Genomic DNA, 18,277 nt, shown 5'->3' on the forward strand with positions numbered 1-18,277 from the left:
CGCTGATTATCTTAAATGTATTATCGTTTTACAGGGTTTGCCGGCAATGATTATTGCAGGTTTGTTATTTATTTTGACTACGCAGGAATGATAATGAGCAAAATCGCACTGCTGTTTGCGATGTTGTTTTGTATACCGGCATTTACATCGGTCAGTTATGCCAGTGAGCAGGCGCAAGTTATTTCAAATGAATTGAAAGCCCAATTACTCGGCTCACCGGTATTTATTCAAATCTTCAAAGAAGAGCGAACCCTTGAGCTCTACGCCAAGATAGGCCCGGAGTACCGCTTGATAGGCAGCTACGGCATTTGCAACTTCTCCGGCGGGCTGGGCCCGAAACGGGTGGAAGGCGATTTTAAAAGTCCGGAAGGTTTTTATACTATCGACAGCCGCAATCTGCAGCCCAACAGCCATTATTACCGGGCCATCAATATCGGTTTCCCCAATGCCTACGATCAATCCCGCGGCTATTCCGGCGCCATGCTGATGATTCATGGCGATTGTCGTTCCATCGGCTGTTACGCCATGACCGACAGTTATATTGCTGAAATATACCGCTATGTGGATGCGGCATTACGAAACGGCCAGGATGCGATAAAGATTCATATTTATCCGTTCCGTATGACGCCGGCAAATATGCAGCGCCACCGTTATTCCACCTATTATTCTTTCTGGCAACAGCTGCAGCCCGGCTACGCTTTCTTTGCCGAACATCATCAGCCGGCGGCGGTGGCGGTGGTCAACGGCCAGTATGTGATAGGCACACCGATGCAAATGACCCGCGCGCCCGTGGCGTCACAGCTCGCGCTCACCCAGCCGAAATAATACACTCTCCCCTGGCGCAACCTTGTGCCAGGTTTCATTCCCCGTCAGCGGTTGGGTGGCGATGACCGTCACCACATCGTCTGGCGTGGTCTGCTGCTGGAAATCAATCTCCACATCCTGATCGATAAGGGTGGCTTTGCCGAACGGCGCCCGCCGGGTGATCCAGTAAAGTTCGCTGGAACAATATCCCATAACGAAACGGCCGTCGGACAGCAGCATATTGAAGATGCCTTTTTGCCGCAGCTCGCCCGCCAGGCTATCGATATAACGGAACACCGACGGCCAATGGCCGGGGGTGCGGGGATAGCGTTCCGCCAGCCGGGCCAGCAGCCAGCAAAACGCATACTCGCTGTCGGTCTGCCCTACCGGCCGATAGGGGCTGGTGTCCAGTTGACGGTATCCCCGCAGTTGGCCGTTGTGGGCAAAAGTCCAATTCCGTCCCCAGAGTTCACGGGTAAAAGGGTGAGTGTTTTCCAGCGCCACCCGGCCGCGATTGGCCTGGCGGATATGAGAAACCACCGCGCAGGATTTGATGGGATACTCCTGCACCAGCCGGGCGATGGGCGAGCTGATGCTCGGCAACGGATCCTTGAAGGTCCGGCAGCCCAGCCCCTCGTAGAACGTGATTCCCCATCCGTCCTTATGCGGTCCGGTGCGGCCGCCCCGCTGCATTAACCCGGTAAAGCTGAAGCAAATGTCCGTCGGCACATTGGCACTCATCCCGAGCAGTTCACACATGACCCTCTCCTGTTCCGCGCCATCCCGATGGCGGCGCGACCTTACCCGCCCGCCATCCCGATTCCGTTACCGCAATACGCTGCTGCCCTCATCCCGATGCCGGAGCGAGGTTACGCCGCCGCCTCCATGCCGATGTCGGCGCTGCATTACACCGCCGCAGCCATCTCTTTTTCAATAAGCTGGATCAGAATATGAATCGACTTGATATGGATCTCCTGGATACGATCGGCGTAGCCAAAATGGGGCACGCGAATTTCCACATCGGCGGTGCCGGCCATTTTGCCGCCGTCTTTGCCGGTAAGGGTAATCACTTTCATGCCTTTGGCCCGGGCGGCGTCGACGGCGCGGATGATATTGGCCGAATTGCCGGAGGTGGAGATGCCCAGCAGCACATCGCCCTTATTGCCCAGCGCTTCAATATAACGGGAAAAGACAAAATCATACCCGTAATCGTTGCTGACGCAGGATAAATGGCTGACGTCCGAAATGGCGATGGCCGGATAAGCCGGGCGGTTATCGCGATAGCGGCCGGTAAGCTCCTCGGCGAAATGCATGGCGTCGCAATGGGAACCGCCGTTGCCGCAGGACAGCACTTTGCCGCCGGTTTTAAAGGAATCGGCGATAAGCCTGGCCGCATCCTCAATAGACTGAATATTTTTTTCGTCTTTCAGAAAGTTAGCCAGCGTCAGCGCGGCTTCGTTCAGTTCGCTACGAATCAAATCCTGATACATAAGTCCCTCGGTATAGGCTCGCAAATTCAGAAAATCTTCGGTAAACAGTTTACCGGATTGGCGAAACCGCGAGAAGCGAAGATGGTCCGGGACAATGGAGTAATAGCAGGAAAATCATTATTTGTGAGCCAGATTATCATCACGGGGAAACAGCGTGGAACAATCAGTGCGGGATCGATGCGGGTAACATGGGATGGATTGCGGACCAGTGACGGCGTGCCATGAGACATTTCACTGCCAAAAAAACGCATACCCGTGTATAGCGCGCTGTCGATACAACGGTATCAGTTGAAATGTCAGCTGCCGATAAAGTGCACACCAAGCGAATGGTACGCTGCAGATACAGGATCCATCAAGCGAATGATCCGCTGCCGGAATAAGCGGTTATCAAGAAACAACCACGCGCCGGCAGCGGAACGGGGGGTTATTTCACCAGGGCTTCGGTGGAGATGGTCACCACCACGGCATCGCTCACCATGGGGACATATTTATCCAAACCGAATTCCGAGCGTTTGATAGTGGTGGTGGCGTTAAAGCCCACCGCCTGTTTTTTCTCCATCGGATGCTGGCCTATCTTGTTCAGCACCGCATTCAAAATCACCGGTTTGGTAATGTCCTTGATTTTCAGGTCGCCATACACTTTATATTTGTGGGCGCCTTCGCTGACGATTTTTGTGCTGTGGAAGGTGGCCTGGGGATAGGTGGCCTGATCGAAATAATCCTTGCCCTTAAACTCTTCCGTCAGCTTTTGCACATGGGTATCGACGCTGTCGATGGGAATAGTCACGTCCACTTTTGTCTGAGTGATGTGCTTGTCGTCCAGCACGATATTGCCGGTAACATTGGAAAAATCAGCGGTGGGATTGGAAAAGCCGAAATGGTTCCAGGAAAACACCACCGACGTATGAGCGGGATCCATGACATAGGTCTGCGTTTCAGCCCGGGCAAAACCGGACAGCGCGCCAAAGGCGATAACCACCGGGACGGCGATTTTTTTTACATTAATCTTCGGGATCATAGGATTCTCATGGGGAAAAGTTAACAGAATGTCGTGCGTGTTATGATGGCGTTAAAGGAAAGGGAATAATAGACCATATATTTGTATGAGTATTTCAAATGTTTTGATTAACTTATTGAATGATTCCCCTAAGAATTAATCCCACTGGCATTGGAAACAAACTCGGTTAAGTCTTAGCCTAATCAGGCTGACTGAACGAGCTACATTCACTCTAACGCCCCCTCTCTTTGGATGAAATAACCTTTATTCCCCTCCGCCATTCCTTTTCGCCGCCATAAAAAAATTCTTCGCCGGGATTATGTTTCGATGTTTGGCGTTTAGCCGTTTACCCATCTAAACGTCCCGATTGTCAATTGTACCCAGCGTGTTATATTGGACTCAAAACCGGCTTCTAAGAGTGGTCATTAGCCATGAGCAGCACATCCTTCACACCTGAAAGCAAACTTCCGTCGTTGGGCACCACTATTTTTACCCAAATGAGCGCCCTGGCCCAGCAGCATCAAGCCATTAACCTGTCACAGGGTTTCCCGGATTTCTCCGGTCCCGGCTATTTGAAAAAAAGGCTGGCGTACCACGTCGAACAAGGCGCCAACCAATATGCGCCGATGACCGGCGCCGTGGCGCTGCGGGCCGCCATCGCCGATAAAACCGAACAGATTTACGGCTGGCGTCCCGATGCGGACACCGAGATTACCGTCACCGCCGGCGCCACCGAAGCGCTGTTCGCCGCCGTCAGCGCGCTGGTTCGCGCCGGCGATGAGGTCATCTGTTTCGACCCGAGCTACGACAGCTATGCCCCGGCGGTAACCCTGGCGGGCGGCGTCACACGCCACATCGCCCTGCAGCCGCCGTCGTTTCGCGTCGACTGGGAGGTCTTTCGCAATCAATTAACCGATAAAACCCGCCTGGTTATCCTGAACACCCCGCATAATCCTTCCGCCACCGTCTGGCAGCCGGAAGATTTCGTACAGCTGTGGCAGGCCATCGCCGAGCGTGAAATTTACGTGCTCAGCGATGAAGTCTATGAACATATCTGCTTCGCCCCCGGCGGCCATGCCGGCGTGCTGGCCCATCCGCAGCTGCGCCAGCGGGCCATTGCCGTCTCGTCGTTCGGCAAGACCTATCATATGACCGGCTGGAAAATCGGCTACTGCATCGCGCCGCCGGTGCTCAGCGCCGAAGTGCGCAAAATCCACCAATATCTCACCTTTGCGGTGAACACGCCGGCCCAGCTGGCCATCGCCGATATGCTGAACGCCGAACCGCAGCACTGGCAGCAGTTGCCCGACTTCTATCGCGAACGGCGCGATCATCTTACCAACGCATTGGCGCCGAGCCGGTTCAAGGTGCTGCCGTGCCAGGGCACTTACTTCCTGCTGGCGGACTACAGCGCCATATCAGACATGGACGACGTGGCGTTCAGCAAATGGCTGACGGTGGAAGTGGGCGTCGCCGCCATTCCCCTGTCGGTCTTTTGCGCCGATCCTTTCCCGCACAAGCTCATCCGGCTGTGCTTTGCCAAACAGGATGCCACTCTTGACGCCGCCGCGGAGCGCTTATGTCAACTCTGAAAATCACGCTACTGCAACAGCCATTGGCCTGGATGGACGGCGAGGCCAATCTAGCCCATTTCGACGGCCTGCTGGCCACTACCGCCGGACGCGATCTGATAATCCTGCCGGAAATGTTCACCACCGGCTTCGCCATGGAAGCGGCCAATAACGCCCTGCCCCAGGGGAGGGTAGTGGAATGGCTGCATAAGTGGGCGGCATCCGCCAAGGCAATGGTGGCCGGCAGCGCCGCCATCAGCACCCCGGACGGCGCGGTAAACCGCTTTTTGCTGGTGGAACCCTCGGGCCAGGTCCATGTCTATGACAAACGGCATCTGTTCCGCATGGCCGAAGAACATCAATATTATCAGGCCGGGCAAAAACGGCTGGTGGTAGAGTGGCGCGGCTGGCGGATCCTGCCCCAGGTATGCTATGACCTGCGCTTCCCGGTATGGTCCCGCAACCGGCAGGACTACGACTTGGCGCTCTATGTCGCCAACTGGCCCGCCCCCCGCGCCGGCCACTGGCAAACCCTGCTGGCGGCCCGCGCCATTGAAAACCAGGCCTACGTGGCCGGCTGCAACCGGGTCGGCACCGACGGCAACGGCCATCACTACAGCGGCGACAGCATGATTATCGACCCGTCCGGCAACATACTGGCGCAGGGTAAACCGCATCAGCCGGCGTGCCTGGAAGCCGAACTATCGCTGGATATCCTGCAACAATACCGCAAGGCGTTCCCCGCCTGGCTGGACGCCGATAATTTCCAATTGGATATCTAGCCGGCCTCATGCGGCACGGTAAGTCCGCGTTCACCGACGCTGAACCAGGCGTGTTAAAGGGAAACCGCGCCAATGGGGTCGACGCGGGCGTGGTTTTACCGCCCGCCCGAGCGCCCCATGGCTCGGTAGGCCCGCTATCACCGAACGTGCCACGAGCATGTTAAAGGGAGACCGCGCCAATCAGATGTCAGCTCCCCCGATACGTCGACCACCCATACGGGCTCACCAGCAGCGGCAAATGCAGATGCTCATCACCCTCGGCCAGATAAAAATCAATCACGGCGCAGCCATACAGCGTAGAACGGCCGCCGGCGGCAAAATACGCCCCCACCCCGGCGCTCAAGCGATAATGCCCCGGCGGCACGCCCTCAGGCGTCAACCCGTTCAAACGCCCATCGGCGCCGGTGGTGCCGCCGGACAGCCTGACCCAATCGCCATCCCGCTGCAACTCCAGCGCCATCTCCATCCCCGTCGCCGGTTTACCCAGCGAGGTATCCAGCACATGCGAAGTAATGATGCCCATCATAAAACTCCCTGCCGTAAGCGTAAGAGCGCAATCTCCCGCAGTTGATTCGCCGTCTCCCGCTGTTCTTGTTCGACGCTGTTATGCAGCCGCTGCCGCAAACAGGCCAGGATCTCCTCGCCGCTGCGCCCGGCGGCGCGAATCAGGAATATCCGGCCGAATTTAGCCTCGTAGAACCGATTGCCTTCCCTTAACGCCCGTTTCAGTTGCTCATCGCCATCGGTAAACACCGGTTGCTCGCGGCGGGAATATTCGGCGGCGGCGTCGTTATGCTCCCGTGACTCCCCGATGCGCGGATGCTGCATCAACGCCTCATCCACCTGTTCCGCCCCCCACCGCCGGGCGGTTTCATCGGCAAAGGCCAGCAGCTCATCCAGGCCCCTAAAAGGCCGGGCGGCGATGATGGCATCACCCCAGGAGCGCACGGCGGCGCATGCAAGCAGCATCGGTTTCAAAAGCGCCGCGTCCGCATCATTAAATTCATCAAGCGTCATCAAAAACCGTCACCCAGGATTTAGCCGCCTTCAAGTGTAAACCGATATCGCCCGTGGCCGTCTTTCAGGCTGAGAAGCGCCTCAGAGATCAGCCCGCCTTCAGGCTCGCGCCGATATCCCCCACGGTGCTCGCCAGGGCGCTGACGGCATCAAAATAGGCCCGCAGCGCGACGGCCACGTCCGCTTCCGCCACCAGCTCATCGGGATGATGGCTGATACCCCGGCGGCAGCGGATAAATAGCATCCCCACCGGCCAGCACTCCGCCAACGCAATGGCGTCATGGCCGGCGCCGCTGGGCAAACGCGGGCTGCTGCCCTGTATGCGGCACAGGCTCTCCGCCAGTTTAGCCTGCAGTATGGCATCACAGGGAGTGGCGCCGATATGATAAAACTCTTCCGCGCTAAAGCCGATACCGCGCCGGGAAGCGATGGTGCCGGCCAGGCCGAGCAGCGCGGTAACCAGCCCCTGCAGTTCCTCGCTGTCCGGGCCGCGCACATCCAGCGTCAGTTTCACCTCGCCGGGAATCACGTTCACCGCTCCCGGCAGGCATTGCAAGGTGCCGACGGTGGCCACCATTTGCGGTCCGCGGGCAATGGTGAGATCGTCGATTTGCGCAATCCAGCGCGCGGCGGCGCTCAGCGCGTCTTTACGCAGCGGCATCGGTACCGTGCCGGCATGGCCCGCCACGCCGGCGAACCGGCAATTAAGACGCCGGGCGCCGTTGATGGCGGTCACCACTCCCAGCGCCGTTCCCGCCTGCTCCAGGCAGGGGCCTTGCTCGATATGCAATTCCAGATAGGCGGCGAAGTCCTTTGCATCCCGCTTGGCCCGGAGGATAAGGGCAGGATCCAGACCGGCCCTGGTCATCGCCTGCGCCACGTCGATACCCTCCTCGTCTTTACGCCCCAGCCAGTCCGGCGGCCAGGTGCCCGTGATCCCCCGGCTGCCCAGCAGGGCTATGCCGAAGCGCGTGCCCTCTTCATCGGCAAACCCGATCACCTCGATGGCCCGGGGGAGGCGCAGTTGCCGCTGATGAAGAAAGTGCACCAGCTCAATGGCGGTCAGCACCCCCAGCATACCGTCATAGCGCCCGGCATTACGCACCGTGTCCAGATGCGATCCCAGCAGGATGGCGGGCAAATCCTCTTGCTGCCCTTCGTAGCGCCCGCAGATATTGCCCACGCTGTCCTGCCAGACCCGCATGCCCGCCGAGCGCATCCATTCACCTACCTGCATGTTTGCCAACAGATGCTCCCGCGACAGGTAGGTTCGGGTCAGCTGGCCCGGCGTTTCGCTGATGGCGGCCAAAATATCGCAGCGCGCCATGACCCGCCGGGCGGCGTCGGCGGCGAAGGGCTCGGGCATACCATAATCGGTCATGATGGCTGCTCCCTCTGGTAATGATCCCAGGCCGCCTGCAGGCCGGCCCCCCGGGGACCGGCAAAGCCCAGACGATTCAGCACCCCTTCCAGTGCGCTAAGGGTTTGCATCACGCAATCCTTGCGCGCGTTATAGCCCATGGTGCCGATACGCCAGATTTTCCCTTTCAGCGGCCCGAACGAGGTGCCGATTTCAATGGCGAAATCATTCAGCATCATCTGCCGCACCTGTTCGCCGTCAAGGCCGGTGGGGATAACCACCCCCAGCACGTTATTCATTCTATGGCGCCTGTCGCCGAAGACCTCGAGCCCCATGGCGTCGATACCCGCCAGCATCGCCCCGCCGTGCAGTTTGTGGCGTTCTATGGCCGCATCAAGGCCTTCCTCCAGCAACAGCCGGGCGCATTCGCGGGCGGCGAACAGCATGCTGGTGGCTTCGGTATGGTGATTTAAGCGTTCCGGTCCCCAGTAATCCATGATCATGCCGAGGTCGAAATAGTTGGAATAAATCATCTCATCGTCGCCATCCCGATGCTCGGCGGTGCGAATCCCCTCCTCTACGCATTTACGGCTGCGGATGACTGCTTCGCAGCGGGTGCTGAGGGTGACCGGGGCGCTGCCGGAGGGACCGCCCAGGCATTTCTGCAAACCGGCGGAAACCGCATCCAGGCCCCAGGCATCGCTTTCCAGGGCATTCCCCCCGAGGGATGCGGTGGCGTCGGTGTAAAACAGCGCATCGTAACGGCGGCAGATTTCCCCCAGCTGTTCCAGGGGTTGCAGCATGGTGGTTGAAGTATCCCCCTGCACGGTAAGCAGCACCCGCGGACGCACTCGTTTCACCGCGTCTTCAATCTGGTCGGGGCTGAACACCTCGCCCCAGGGAGCCTCGATGATATGGACCTCGGCGCGGCAGCGCCGGGCAATTTCGCACAGCAGATGGCCGAACCGGCCGAATACCGGCACCAGGACTTTGTCACCGGGGCGGATTACCGACAGCAGCACCGCTTCGATACCGGCGCGTGACGTGCCGTCCACCAGCAGCGTCCAGGGGTTTTCGGTCTTGAACACCCCACGGTACAGCGCCATCACTTCATTCATATAACCGGTCATGGCGGGATCGTATTGTCCCACCAGTTGGCTGGCCATCGCCCGCAGCACCCGCGGATCGGCGTTAATCGGACCCGGCCCCATCAGTAGACGGGACGGGGGATTGATTTGATCGTACTTTGCATTATCCAACATGAGTTATCCTTTGATACCACCATTCGTTTTCGTTAGATGACCGATAATCTTCGGATTGCCGCAGGTCGGGCCACGCATCGCCGGGGACCAACATAGAGGAGATGGTCAGGCATTCCCGGTGCCGCGCATCGGGACAATGATCAGTCATCTCCTAAACCGCGCACCGAGGCGATAAACTGTTTCAGCTCCGCCGTTTGCGGCCTGGCGAACAATTGACGGCTTTGCCCCTGCTCCCACACTTTGCCCTGGTGCATAAACACCACCCGATCCCCCACCTCCCGGGCGAAATTCATTTCATGGGTCACAAGTATCAGGGTCATGCCTTCGGCGGCCAATTTCTCCAGCACCTTCAGCACTTCTCCCACCAGCTCGGGATCCAGCGCCGAGGTAATCTCATCGCACAGCAGCACCTTGGGGTCCATCGCCAGCGCGCGGGCAATGGCTACCCTCTGCTGCTGGCCGCCGGACAGGCTCGAGGGATAATAATCCAAACGGTCTCCCAACCCGACCTTATTCAGCATCAGCTCGGCCAGTTCGCGGCATTCCGCCGCTTTTTTCCCCAGCACCCGGCGCGGCGCCAGCATGACATTTTGCAGCGCGGTCATGTGCGGGAACAGATTAAAACTCTGGAAAACCATGCCCACCGAACGGCTTATTTCCCGGGCTTGTGAATCGCGGTTGGTAACCGTCATGCCCCCCAGCTTGATGCTGCCTTCCTGGTAACCTTCCAGGCCGTTGATGCAGCGCAGCAGGGTGCTTTTGCCGGAACCGCTGCGGCCGATGATGGAGACCACCTCCCCCTGGTCGATATCCAGATCGATGCCTTTTAGCACGTGGTTTTGGCCGTAATATTTCTGCACCTGGTTAATGGTTATCAGCGGCATGAAGCTTTCTCTCCAGATAGTGGCTGAAGCGGGACAGGGGGTAACACATAATGAAATACCCCAGCGCCACCAGCCCGAAGACTTTAAAGGGCTGGAAGGTGACATTGGACAGCATGGTTCCCGCTTTGGTGAGCTCGACAAAACCGATGATGGAGGCCAGGGCGGTGCCTTTAATGACCTGCACCGAAAAACCCACCGTCGGCGCGATGGCGATGCGCACGGCCTGGGGCGCCATCACGCGCAGCAGGGTCTGGCCGAAGCTTAAGCCCAGACAGCGTGACGCCTCCCATTGTCCTTTGGGCAGGGCGTCGATACTGCCGCCCCAGATATCCACCAGGAACGCGCTGGTGAACAGCGTCAGGGCCAGCGCCGCCGCCAGCCAGGGACTGACGTCAATGCCGAACAGCGCCAGGCCGAAAAAAGCCAGGAACAGCTGCATCAGCAGCGGCGTACCCTGAAACAGGTTTGAGTAGGCGCGGATAGCCTGTTTCAGCCAGCGCCGGCGCGACAGGCGCATCAGCATCAGCGGCAACGTTACCAGGCCGCCGCCGACAAAGGCCACCAGTGACAATAACAAGGTCCAGCGCGCGGCCAGCAGCAGGTTGCGCACGATATCCCAGTCGGTGAACGAGGTCATGACATCCCTCCGCCGAATATCAGGCGGCCGGCCCGCAGCAGAACCTGCCGCATCAGCAGCGACAGCGCCAGATAGATAAGCGTCACCACCAGGTAAACCTCAAAACTCAGGAAGGTGCGCGACTGGATAAGGCTGCCGGCAAAGGTCAGCTCTTCATATGAAACCTGGGAAACAACCGAAGAACCAAGCATCACAATCACACACTGGCTCACCAGGGAGGGATAGATGCGTCCCAACGACGGCGGCAGAACCACCCGCAGAAAAACCTGCCCGCGGGACAGGCCCAGCACCCGGCCCGCTTCCCACTGGCCTTTCGGCGTCACCTGGATGCCGGCGCGGATGATTTCGGTACTGTAGGCGCCAAGGTTCACCAGCATCGCCAGCAGCGCCGCTTCGCCGGCGGTCAGCTTCAATCCCAGCGCCGGCAGGCCGAAGACGATAAAAAACAGTTGCACCACAAAAGGCGTATTGCGGATAAGTTCCACATAAAGGCCCCATACCCGGCCCGGCAGAGCATACCGGCTGCTGCGTACGGCCGCTCCGCAGATGCCGATGGCGATGCCGCCCACGGTGGCGACGGCAGCCAGCATGATGGTCACCCACAGACCGGACAGCAGTTGCGGCAGGTAGGGCCAAAGCGCCGGGAAGTTGAGCTGATAGGTCATGGGAGTGGCATCCTCAGGCGCCCAAATCCGCCGGCAGCGGCGCTTTCATCCATTTTTCGGACAGGCTGTTCAGGGTATTGTCCTTTAACGCTTCGGTGATAAGCGCGTTAACCTTCTCCTTCAGCGCCGGTTCATCCTTGCGCAGGCCGATAAAGCAGGGGGAATCCTTCAGCATGAATTTCGGCACCGGCGCTTTGGCGGGGTTCTGGCGGGCAATGGCGCTCACCACCAGATTGCCGGTGGCCACATACTGCACCTGGCCGGACATATAAGCCGACAGCGTGGTGTTATTGTCTTCGTAACGTTTGATCTGCGCATCTTTCGGCGCCAGGTCGGTCAGCACCATATCCTCCACCGCGCCGCGGGTCACCGCTATGGTCTTGCCGCTAAGCTCGGCCGGCGCTTTGAGCCCATCGTCCTTCGGCCCAAATACGCCGAGGAAAAACGGGGCGTAGGCCCGGCTGAAATCGATGGTTTTTTCACGTTCGGCGTTTTTGCCCAAACTGGATATCACCAGATCCACCTTATCCGTTTGCAGGTAAGGCACCCGATTGGCGCTGGTCACCGGCACCAGTTGCAGTTTGAGCTTCATCTTGTCGGCCAGATAATGCGCCATATCGATATCGTAGCCCTCGGCCTGCATGTCTGTGCCGATGGAACCAAAAGGCGGGAAATCCTGCGGGATGGCAACGCGCAACACGCCGCGCTGCTGGATTTGCTGCCACTGATCGGCCATGGCCGCGCCGGCTTGGGTCAGCAACAGGACCGCGCCCGCCAGGGCAATAAGCTGTTTTCTGATGGTCATTCTCGGTTTCCCAGGTGAAATGATGAAACTAATGATTCTACAATCAGTCAATCTGCAACTAATGTGCCAAATGAAGCCGGACATTTTCCCCGCGCACGGGCACGGCGTAACCTATTATTAAACGCGGTCAGTCGGGGTATTCGGGGGTTTTCGCGGGCTGAGGATGTGCTTTTTCAGCGAAGGCCGTATGCACCGCCAGTGGGCAAACGCACCACTCCGGCGCGCCGTTTTATTACGTGCGGCGCTGCTCAAGCTCTTCCAGGGAGCCGTACCAGTCCGCAATGTTATGGATGCGCTGCCGCCCCTGGGCCAGGGTGTCGTGCAACAGCGCATTGCTGATTAAATTCACCAGGCTCATGGCCGACGAATAGGAATCAAACGCCGATACGCTATCCAGCGGCGTGGCCAAATGCCAACGCGCCAGCGGGATCAGGGCCTGCGCCTGGGGCTCGCTTATCAGCAGCACCGGCACATTATTGTGTTGAAGTTTTGCCAAGAACGGGCGGATTTGCGGGGTACGCCGGCGAAACGCCACCACCACCACCATATCATCGCCGGTGAGATCAATGACCTCTTCCGCCAGGGTTTGTCCCGGCTGGGGCAGCAGGTTAACCTGGCTGCGCACTTGCAACAGCTGCTGACGCAGGTGCATCGCCACCGGATAACTGTTGCGCAACCCCACCAGGCACAGTCGCCGTGCGTGGCTCATGGCCTGGATCACCGCGGAAAACTGCGGGCCGTCCATTTGGTTGACCCAGTGGGTCAGATTAGCCATTTCCTGTTTGTAATGCCGCTCCAGCAGCGTATTGCCCAGCACCGCGTCGCGGCGATCCGCCAAGGGCATGCCGCTTTGGCGCAGCGTGCGCAGCTCATCGCGGACCTGGCGGTAATTCTCATATCCCAAACGCCGGAACAGTCTGCTTACCGTCGCCTTGGACACCCCGCTCAGCCTCGCCAGTTCGGCGCTGTTATAGCTGGTCATATCGTCAAAATGATCGGCAATGAACCCGGCTATGCGCTGTTCCTGCGGCGACAAACGGGCATAAGCGTCACGCAGCCGCTCATCAAAAGGCGTCATGTTCCCTGATTCCCTGTTACTTTCGTTTCAACCTACCCTAGCATATACCCTCCATCTTTCAAGTTGCAGCTGTGCTGGCTGTAACTCGAAAGCTATTGGGTATCGCGTGCCTTATGTCACCTATGTCAATAGCGGTCCGCACGTTGGAACGCCTCTTGCTTAACTCACCTTATCCATCCTTGGCGACAGGACCATGCCCCCGATGAACCACAGTAATATCGCGCCGATGGGAATGGCGGTAACGCCCCATCATCTGGCCAGTGAAAGCGCCCTTTCTATTCTGCGCGCCGGCGGTAACGCCATCGACGCCATGGTTGCCGCGGCCGCCACCATCTCGGTGGTCTACCCGCATATGACCGGGCTTGGCGGCGATGGTTTTTGGCTGATCGTGCCGCCGCAGGGGGATCCCGTTGCTATCGACGCCGGCGGACCGGCGGGTTCCCTTGCCGCCATATCGCTGTATGACGGGCTGAAGGCTATCCCCCATCGCGGCCCGAAATCGGCCCTGACCGTTGCCGGGACGGTGGCGGGATGGGCGGAGGCGCTGACGCTGTCCCGGGAAATGGGCAATCCGTTGCTGCCGCTTTCGCAACTGCTGGGGGATGCCATTCGTTATGCCGCCGACGGTATGCCGGTGTCATTATCCCAGGCACGGGCATCCGCGGAAAAATTCGATGAGCTGGCGAAGCAGGCAAGCTTTGCCCGGCAGTTTCTGCCTCAAGGCAAGCCCCCCGACGCCGGCAGCCGGTTTATTCAGCCGCAATTGGCGGATACCCTCACCCGCCTGACGGTGGAAGGACTGAACAGCTTTTATCGCGGACCGCTGGCGGCTGATATGGCCCAAGAGATGGCCCTGCTGGGCATGCCCGTCACCGCCGACGATTTAGCGGCGTTTCATGCCCGGCGAAGCATTCCGCTGCGTTTGTCGCACAGCATGGGAGAACTGTTTAATCTGGCGCCCCCCACCCAGGGTTTAGTATCCCTGATGATCCTGGGGCTGACGGATCGTCTCCCCTGGGCCAATGAGTCGGAAAGCCACTGCATTCACGCCATTGTCGAGGCCACCAAACTGGCTTTTGCCATGCGGGACAACTGTATAACCGATCCGGGCCATATGACGCTGGATGCCCAAAGCCTGCTGGCGGCGCCGGTGCTGGACGGGCTGTCGGAACGGATAAACAGCGGGCAGGCGGCCCCCTGGGGCAGTGTCCTGTCGCCGGGGGATACGGTTTGGATGGGCATCATTGACAGCAGCGGGCTGGCGGTATCCTTTATCCAAAGCCTTTACCATGAGTTCGGCAGCGGCGTGCTGCTGCCGAAAAGCGGCGTACTGTGGCAAAACCGCGGCGCGTCCTTCAGCCTGGACCCCGCGCATCTGCGGGCCCTGGCCCCTGGCAAATATCCTTTTCATACCCTGAATCCCGCCGCGGCGAAGCTCCATGACGGACGAACGATGATTTACGGTTCCATGGGCGGCGACGGCCAGCCGCAAACCCAGGCGGCGTTGTTTATCCGCCATGTAATGCAAGGAATGCCGCTGCAGCGGGCCATCAGCGCGCCGCGCTGGCTGCTGGGGCGCACCTGGGGACAGGCCACGGATACGCTGAAACTGGAGGGGCGTTTCTCCGCCGCGACGGTGGCGTCCTTGCGCGCCCTTGGCCACCAGGTGGAGATGCTGCCAGAATTCAGCGAAGCGGTAGGCCACGCGGGAGCGGTTATCCGCCATAACAACGGCATGCTGGAAGGGGCGTTTGATCCCCGCAGCAACGGCAGCGCCGCCGGTTTTTGAACGCGCTATGCAAAACAGTCAGAAATCTATCGAAATTGACGTTCAGTGCTTGCCGGAAAACGCCAATACGGGCATTCTGGCGCAGCCCTTTTTACATAGGCGGTCAGATATTATTTTAAACGGATAGTATTTAAACGACCCAGCAAGAGTGCACGCCGCATGAAAAGTGAATTTATCGATCGCCCCGCGATACTGGCGGAAGTCAACGCCGCCTTTTACCGCTACGAACAGGCGCTTATCACCAACGATGTCGCCGTACTGGATGAATTGTTCTGGCACGACCCGCGCACTATCCGCTACGGCGCCGGCGAAAATCTTTACGGTATCGAGGCTATCCAGGCCTTTCGGGCAACGCGGCCGGCCAACGGGCTGGACCGGGTATTGCAAAATACCGTCATCACTACATTTGGCGACGATATGGCGGTGGCAAATACCGAATTTACCCGCCCAAGCACCGACCGTATCGGCCGACAAACCCAGACCTGGGTAAAACTGGCCTGCGGCTGGCGCATTGTCGCCGCTCATATCAGCCTGATGGGATAACCCGGCGCGCGGGTTTATTCATGCTCCGGCCGCGGCGGCTTAAAAGGGTGATGGGAAATCCAATGCTCGGCGATGTCCTGCCGGCGGCAAATCCATACCCGCTCATGCTGCTGGATGTAATCCAGAAACCGCTGCAGCGCCCGAAAGCGTCCTGGCCGCCCGAGGATGCGGCAGTGCATGCCCACCGACATCATTTTCGGCGAGGTCTCCCCTTCGTCGTACAAAACGTCAAAGCTGTCCTTGAGATAGGAATAGAACTGATCGCCGCTGTTGAACCCCTGGGGCGTAGCAAAACGCATATCATTCGTTTCCAGGGTGTAGGGAATGATAAGATGCGGCTTAACGGATCCGTCCGTGCAGGCTACCTGAGTCCAGAAAGGCAGGTCGTCGCCGTAATAATCACTGTCATAGAGAAACCCGCCGTGCTCCACCACCAGCCGCCGGGTATTGGGGCTATCGCGACCGGTGTACCATCCCAGTGGGATCTTGCCAAATAGTTCGGTCAGCGCGTCCACCGCCTGATGCATATGCTGGCGTTCGGTTTTGGCGTCCATGCCCTGATAGTGCAGCCAGCGCCAGCCGTGGCTCACCACATCGTATTTCGCCTGTTTGACGGCCTCCACCACCGGCGGATTGCGCGCCAGGGCCATCGCCACGCCAAAGAGGGTCAGCGGCAGGCCGCGGCGCTGAAATTCCTGATGAATACGCCAAAATCCGGCACGGGAACCATACTCATACAATGATTCCATAGACATATGGCGCTCCGAATAGCTGGCTGCGCCGATGATGTCGGAGAGAAACTGCTCGGAGCCGGTATCGCCGTGCAGTACGCTGTTTTCCGAACCCTCTTCATAATTCAGGACAAACTGGACGGCAATGCGGGCGTTGCCGGGCCAGGCGGCATCAGGCGGTTTCCCGGCATAACCGATAAGATCGCGGGGATAGTTCTTATTGAAGGAAAAGCTCTTCTTTTCGGTGGTTTCAGTCATGGGCTGTTCCTTTTTGAGCGCTGATATTTCAGTTTAGTCCCTTAAAATACCCGGAAAGTTCTTTTTGAACGGGAAAATCAAGATCCCCCTGTTTACTGGTGGACAATTTCATACCGTGCAGCGACTCTATCAATTTCACCGCCGCGCTCACGCCGTCAATCACCGGCATCTCAAGTTCAGCGGACAGTTCCAGGGCTAAATCCGCCATGCCGGCGCAGCCCAGCACGATGGCCCCCACGCCGTCTTCCCGTTTGGCGTTCAGGCATTGTTCACGCACTTTACGCCGGGCCAGGCCGGAACCGTCCTCCAGGGACAGCACCGGCAAATCGATGGCGCGCAGCCTGGCGCAGTGCCGCTCAAATCCATATTGCTGCAGCAAATGGCGCGCGATGATCAGGGTGCGCGGCAGGGTAGTCACCACCGTAAAGCGGGTGGCCACCAGCGTCGCCATATGCATCGCCGCTTCGGCGATGCCGATAACCGGCGCCGATGCCAGTTCACGCGCCGCCAGCAGCCCCGGGTCGCCGAAACAGGCGATAACATGGCCGTCTACCCCTTGCTCACGCCCTTCCTTAATCCGCTGCAGCACGCCAATGGCGGCGATGGCTTCGTCAAAGTGACCCTCGATGGAGGGGGCCCCCGCCTCGGGACACACCGCAAAGATGTCCGTGCCCGGCGCGGCCACGTCACGGGCCGCCGTAAGTATCCGTTCGGTCATGGAAAGGCTGGTGTTGGGATTGATTAATTGTATACAGCACGACGTCATACCGATTCTCCCTTGGCGGCGATACCGAACAGGCGGGCGAAGTCCGGCGCGGTTTCACCGCTGCGTTCAAACCGCAAATTTGCCAGAATTTCGTCGAAATGGCGCTTCATCCGCTCCGCCAATGCCCCGGAGCGGCCGTCTTTCAACAGGTCAAGCAGCTCCTGATGATCGTGGCAACGGCAACCCTGCTGCCAGGGAGCGCCATAAGCGGCAATCACCAGCGACGAGCGCAGCGTAAGCTGCGATACCATCTGGGTCAGGACATCATTGCCGGAGATGGCCTGCAGCTGCACGTGGAACAGGGCCGACAGGCGGATTGCCGTCGCGCCGTCCCGGGCCTCATGAGCCTGTTGCTCCTCATCCATGATGGTCTTGAGGGCAGTGATATGCGCCGCTTCGCATCGTTCCACCACCGCCGGCAGATTCGCGCACTCCAGCATGCAGCGGGTGGCGAGCACATTGCGGGCTTCATCCACGCCGGGCGTCGCCACCTGCGCACCGCGTTTGGGCGTAAGCGTAATCAATTGCACCGCCCCGAGGCGCTGCAGCACTTTTCTGATGCCGGTGCGGCTCACGCCGAACACCGCAGCCAGCGACTCTTCCGGCAATTTGCTGCCCGGCGGCAGTTGGTGCTCAACAATGGCTTTAACGATTGCATGGTAGATTTCATCGTCTTTATCTTGCGAAAAAATGACGGTTTTTAGCCCGTACCAACTGGACATGCCACACTCCTGTATACGTACCGATAGATTATCGTATACGTAAAATAATTATTTTGTATACAAGCTTTTCAACACTTGGCCTGAATCCTGCAAAACCTTCCCCTGTCGATAGCTAT

At 58.8% G+C, this 18,277-nt stretch carries 20 protein-coding genes; 5 read left to right on the forward strand and 15 right to left on the reverse strand.

Going from position 1 to position 18,277, the window contains the following annotated elements:
- Positions 1 to 93 precede the first annotated feature (93 nt).
- Positions 94 to 825, forward strand: coding sequence for a peptidoglycan meso-diaminopimelic acid protein amidase (gene dpaA / locus ACL2XJ_RS00890; RefSeq protein ID WP_203524787.1), 732 nt, complete (start codon positions 94 to 96; stop codon positions 823 to 825).
- On the opposite strand, the gene ACL2XJ_RS00895 is transcribed toward dpaA, so the two are convergent.
- The 3 genes from ACL2XJ_RS00895 to ACL2XJ_RS00905 form a co-directional block, all read right to left on the reverse strand.
- On the reverse strand, positions 796 to 1,563 hold the full coding sequence (locus ACL2XJ_RS00895) for a class II glutamine amidotransferase (RefSeq protein ID WP_132926292.1): 768 nt from the start codon (positions 1,561 to 1,563) through the stop codon (positions 796 to 798). The genes dpaA and ACL2XJ_RS00895 overlap by 30 nt on opposite strands.
- 146 nt (positions 1,564 to 1,709) lie before the next feature.
- Positions 1,710 to 2,294: a D-sedoheptulose 7-phosphate isomerase gene (gene lpcA, locus ACL2XJ_RS00900; protein ID WP_413725386.1), complete on the reverse strand. Its 585-nt coding sequence runs from the start codon at positions 2,292 to 2,294 to the stop codon at positions 1,710 to 1,712.
- Positions 2,295 to 2,718: 424 nt separating this feature from the next.
- The gene (locus ACL2XJ_RS00905; RefSeq protein WP_413725387.1) at positions 2,719 to 3,312 is read right to left on the reverse strand and encodes a YceI family protein; all 594 of its coding nucleotides are present in this window, start codon (positions 3,310 to 3,312) and stop codon (positions 2,719 to 2,721) included.
- Positions 3,313 to 3,722: 410 nt separating this feature from the next.
- Here ACL2XJ_RS00905 and ACL2XJ_RS00910 point away from each other — a divergent pair, with 410 nt between their 5' ends.
- Both ACL2XJ_RS00910 and ACL2XJ_RS00915 read left to right on the forward strand, forming a co-directional pair.
- Positions 3,723 to 4,883, forward strand: coding sequence for a pyridoxal phosphate-dependent aminotransferase (locus ACL2XJ_RS00910; RefSeq protein WP_132926286.1), 1,161 nt, complete (start codon positions 3,723 to 3,725; stop codon positions 4,881 to 4,883).
- On the forward strand, positions 4,871 to 5,644 hold the full coding sequence (locus ACL2XJ_RS00915) for an amidohydrolase (protein ID WP_132926284.1): 774 nt from the start codon (positions 4,871 to 4,873) through the stop codon (positions 5,642 to 5,644). Before ACL2XJ_RS00910 ends, ACL2XJ_RS00915 begins: the two co-directional genes overlap by 13 nt.
- A 187-nt stretch (positions 5,645 to 5,831) precedes the next feature.
- Here the strand turns inward: ACL2XJ_RS00915 and uraH are convergent, their stop codons facing one another.
- From uraH to ACL2XJ_RS00960, 9 genes are all read right to left on the reverse strand, one after another.
- Positions 5,832 to 6,167 (reverse strand): hydroxyisourate hydrolase, encoded by a 336-nt coding sequence (gene uraH / locus ACL2XJ_RS00920; RefSeq protein ID WP_203524840.1) that lies wholly within the window; start codon positions 6,165 to 6,167, stop codon positions 5,832 to 5,834.
- Entirely contained in the window at positions 6,167 to 6,661 is a 495-nt protein-coding gene (gene uraD, locus ACL2XJ_RS00925; RefSeq protein WP_413725388.1) for a 2-oxo-4-hydroxy-4-carboxy-5-ureidoimidazoline decarboxylase, read from the reverse strand. The genes uraH and uraD overlap by 1 nt, the downstream gene beginning before the upstream one ends.
- 88 nt (positions 6,662 to 6,749) lie before the next feature.
- Positions 6,750 to 8,042, reverse strand: coding sequence for an allantoate amidohydrolase (gene hpxK / locus ACL2XJ_RS00930; protein ID WP_413725389.1), 1,293 nt, complete (start codon positions 8,040 to 8,042; stop codon positions 6,750 to 6,752).
- Positions 8,039 to 9,283 carry a pyridoxal-phosphate-dependent aminotransferase family protein gene (locus ACL2XJ_RS00935; RefSeq protein ID WP_413725390.1) on the reverse strand — a complete coding sequence of 415 codons (1,245 nt, stop codon included), beginning with the start codon at positions 9,281 to 9,283 and terminating at the stop codon, positions 8,039 to 8,041. The genes hpxK and ACL2XJ_RS00935 overlap by 4 nt, the downstream gene beginning before the upstream one ends.
- A gap of 140 nt (positions 9,284 to 9,423) precedes the next feature.
- Entirely contained in the window at positions 9,424 to 10,167 is a 744-nt protein-coding gene (locus ACL2XJ_RS00940) for an amino acid ABC transporter ATP-binding protein (RefSeq protein ID WP_413725391.1), read from the reverse strand.
- Positions 10,148 to 10,804: an amino acid ABC transporter permease gene (locus ACL2XJ_RS00945; RefSeq protein WP_132926278.1), complete on the reverse strand. Its 657-nt coding sequence runs from the start codon at positions 10,802 to 10,804 to the stop codon at positions 10,148 to 10,150. The genes ACL2XJ_RS00940 and ACL2XJ_RS00945 overlap by 20 nt, the downstream gene beginning before the upstream one ends.
- Positions 10,801 to 11,469, reverse strand: a complete 669-nt coding sequence (locus tag ACL2XJ_RS00950) for an amino acid ABC transporter permease (RefSeq protein ID WP_203524793.1) — start codon at positions 11,467 to 11,469, stop codon at positions 10,801 to 10,803. The genes ACL2XJ_RS00945 and ACL2XJ_RS00950 overlap by 4 nt, the downstream gene beginning before the upstream one ends.
- 13 nt (positions 11,470 to 11,482) lie before the next feature.
- Positions 11,483 to 12,274, reverse strand: coding sequence for a transporter substrate-binding domain-containing protein (locus ACL2XJ_RS00955; RefSeq protein ID WP_203524794.1), 792 nt, complete (start codon positions 12,272 to 12,274; stop codon positions 11,483 to 11,485).
- A 232-nt stretch (positions 12,275 to 12,506) separates the two neighbouring features.
- Positions 12,507 to 13,352 (reverse strand): MurR/RpiR family transcriptional regulator, encoded by an 846-nt coding sequence (locus ACL2XJ_RS00960; protein ID WP_413725392.1) that lies wholly within the window; start codon positions 13,350 to 13,352, stop codon positions 12,507 to 12,509.
- A gap of 202 nt (positions 13,353 to 13,554) precedes the next feature.
- On the opposite strand from ACL2XJ_RS00960, the gene ACL2XJ_RS00965 reads away from it, so the two are divergent.
- Positions 13,555 to 15,141 carry a gamma-glutamyltransferase family protein gene (locus ACL2XJ_RS00965; protein ID WP_413725393.1) on the forward strand — a complete coding sequence of 529 codons (1,587 nt, stop codon included), beginning with the start codon at positions 13,555 to 13,557 and terminating at the stop codon, positions 15,139 to 15,141.
- Between the two features lie 159 nt (positions 15,142 to 15,300).
- Positions 15,301 to 15,684, forward strand: coding sequence for an oxalurate catabolism protein HpxZ (hpxZ, locus tag ACL2XJ_RS00970; RefSeq protein ID WP_132926270.1), 384 nt, complete (start codon positions 15,301 to 15,303; stop codon positions 15,682 to 15,684).
- A 14-nt stretch (positions 15,685 to 15,698) separates the two neighbouring features.
- Here the strand turns inward: hpxZ and puuE are convergent, their stop codons facing one another.
- Genes puuE through ACL2XJ_RS00985 form a run of 3 tightly spaced genes read right to left on the reverse strand, consistent with a single transcriptional unit; the run spans position 15,699 to position 18,161 of the window.
- On the reverse strand, positions 15,699 to 16,673 hold the full coding sequence (puuE, locus tag ACL2XJ_RS00975; protein WP_132926268.1) for an allantoinase PuuE: 975 nt from the start codon (positions 16,671 to 16,673) through the stop codon (positions 15,699 to 15,701).
- A 28-nt stretch (positions 16,674 to 16,701) separates the two neighbouring features.
- On the reverse strand, positions 16,702 to 17,439 hold the full coding sequence (locus tag ACL2XJ_RS00980) for an aspartate/glutamate racemase family protein (RefSeq protein ID WP_413725394.1): 738 nt from the start codon (positions 17,437 to 17,439) through the stop codon (positions 16,702 to 16,704).
- Positions 17,436 to 18,161, reverse strand: coding sequence for a GntR family transcriptional regulator (locus tag ACL2XJ_RS00985; protein WP_413725395.1), 726 nt, complete (start codon positions 18,159 to 18,161; stop codon positions 17,436 to 17,438). Before ACL2XJ_RS00985 ends, ACL2XJ_RS00980 begins: the two co-directional genes overlap by 4 nt.
- Positions 18,162 to 18,277: the final 116 nt, after the last annotated feature.

It is taken from the genome of Sodalis sp. RH16, from assembly GCF_047324245.1.
Taxonomy (GTDB): domain Bacteria; phylum Pseudomonadota; class Gammaproteobacteria; order Enterobacterales; family Enterobacteriaceae; genus Acerihabitans; species Acerihabitans ligni.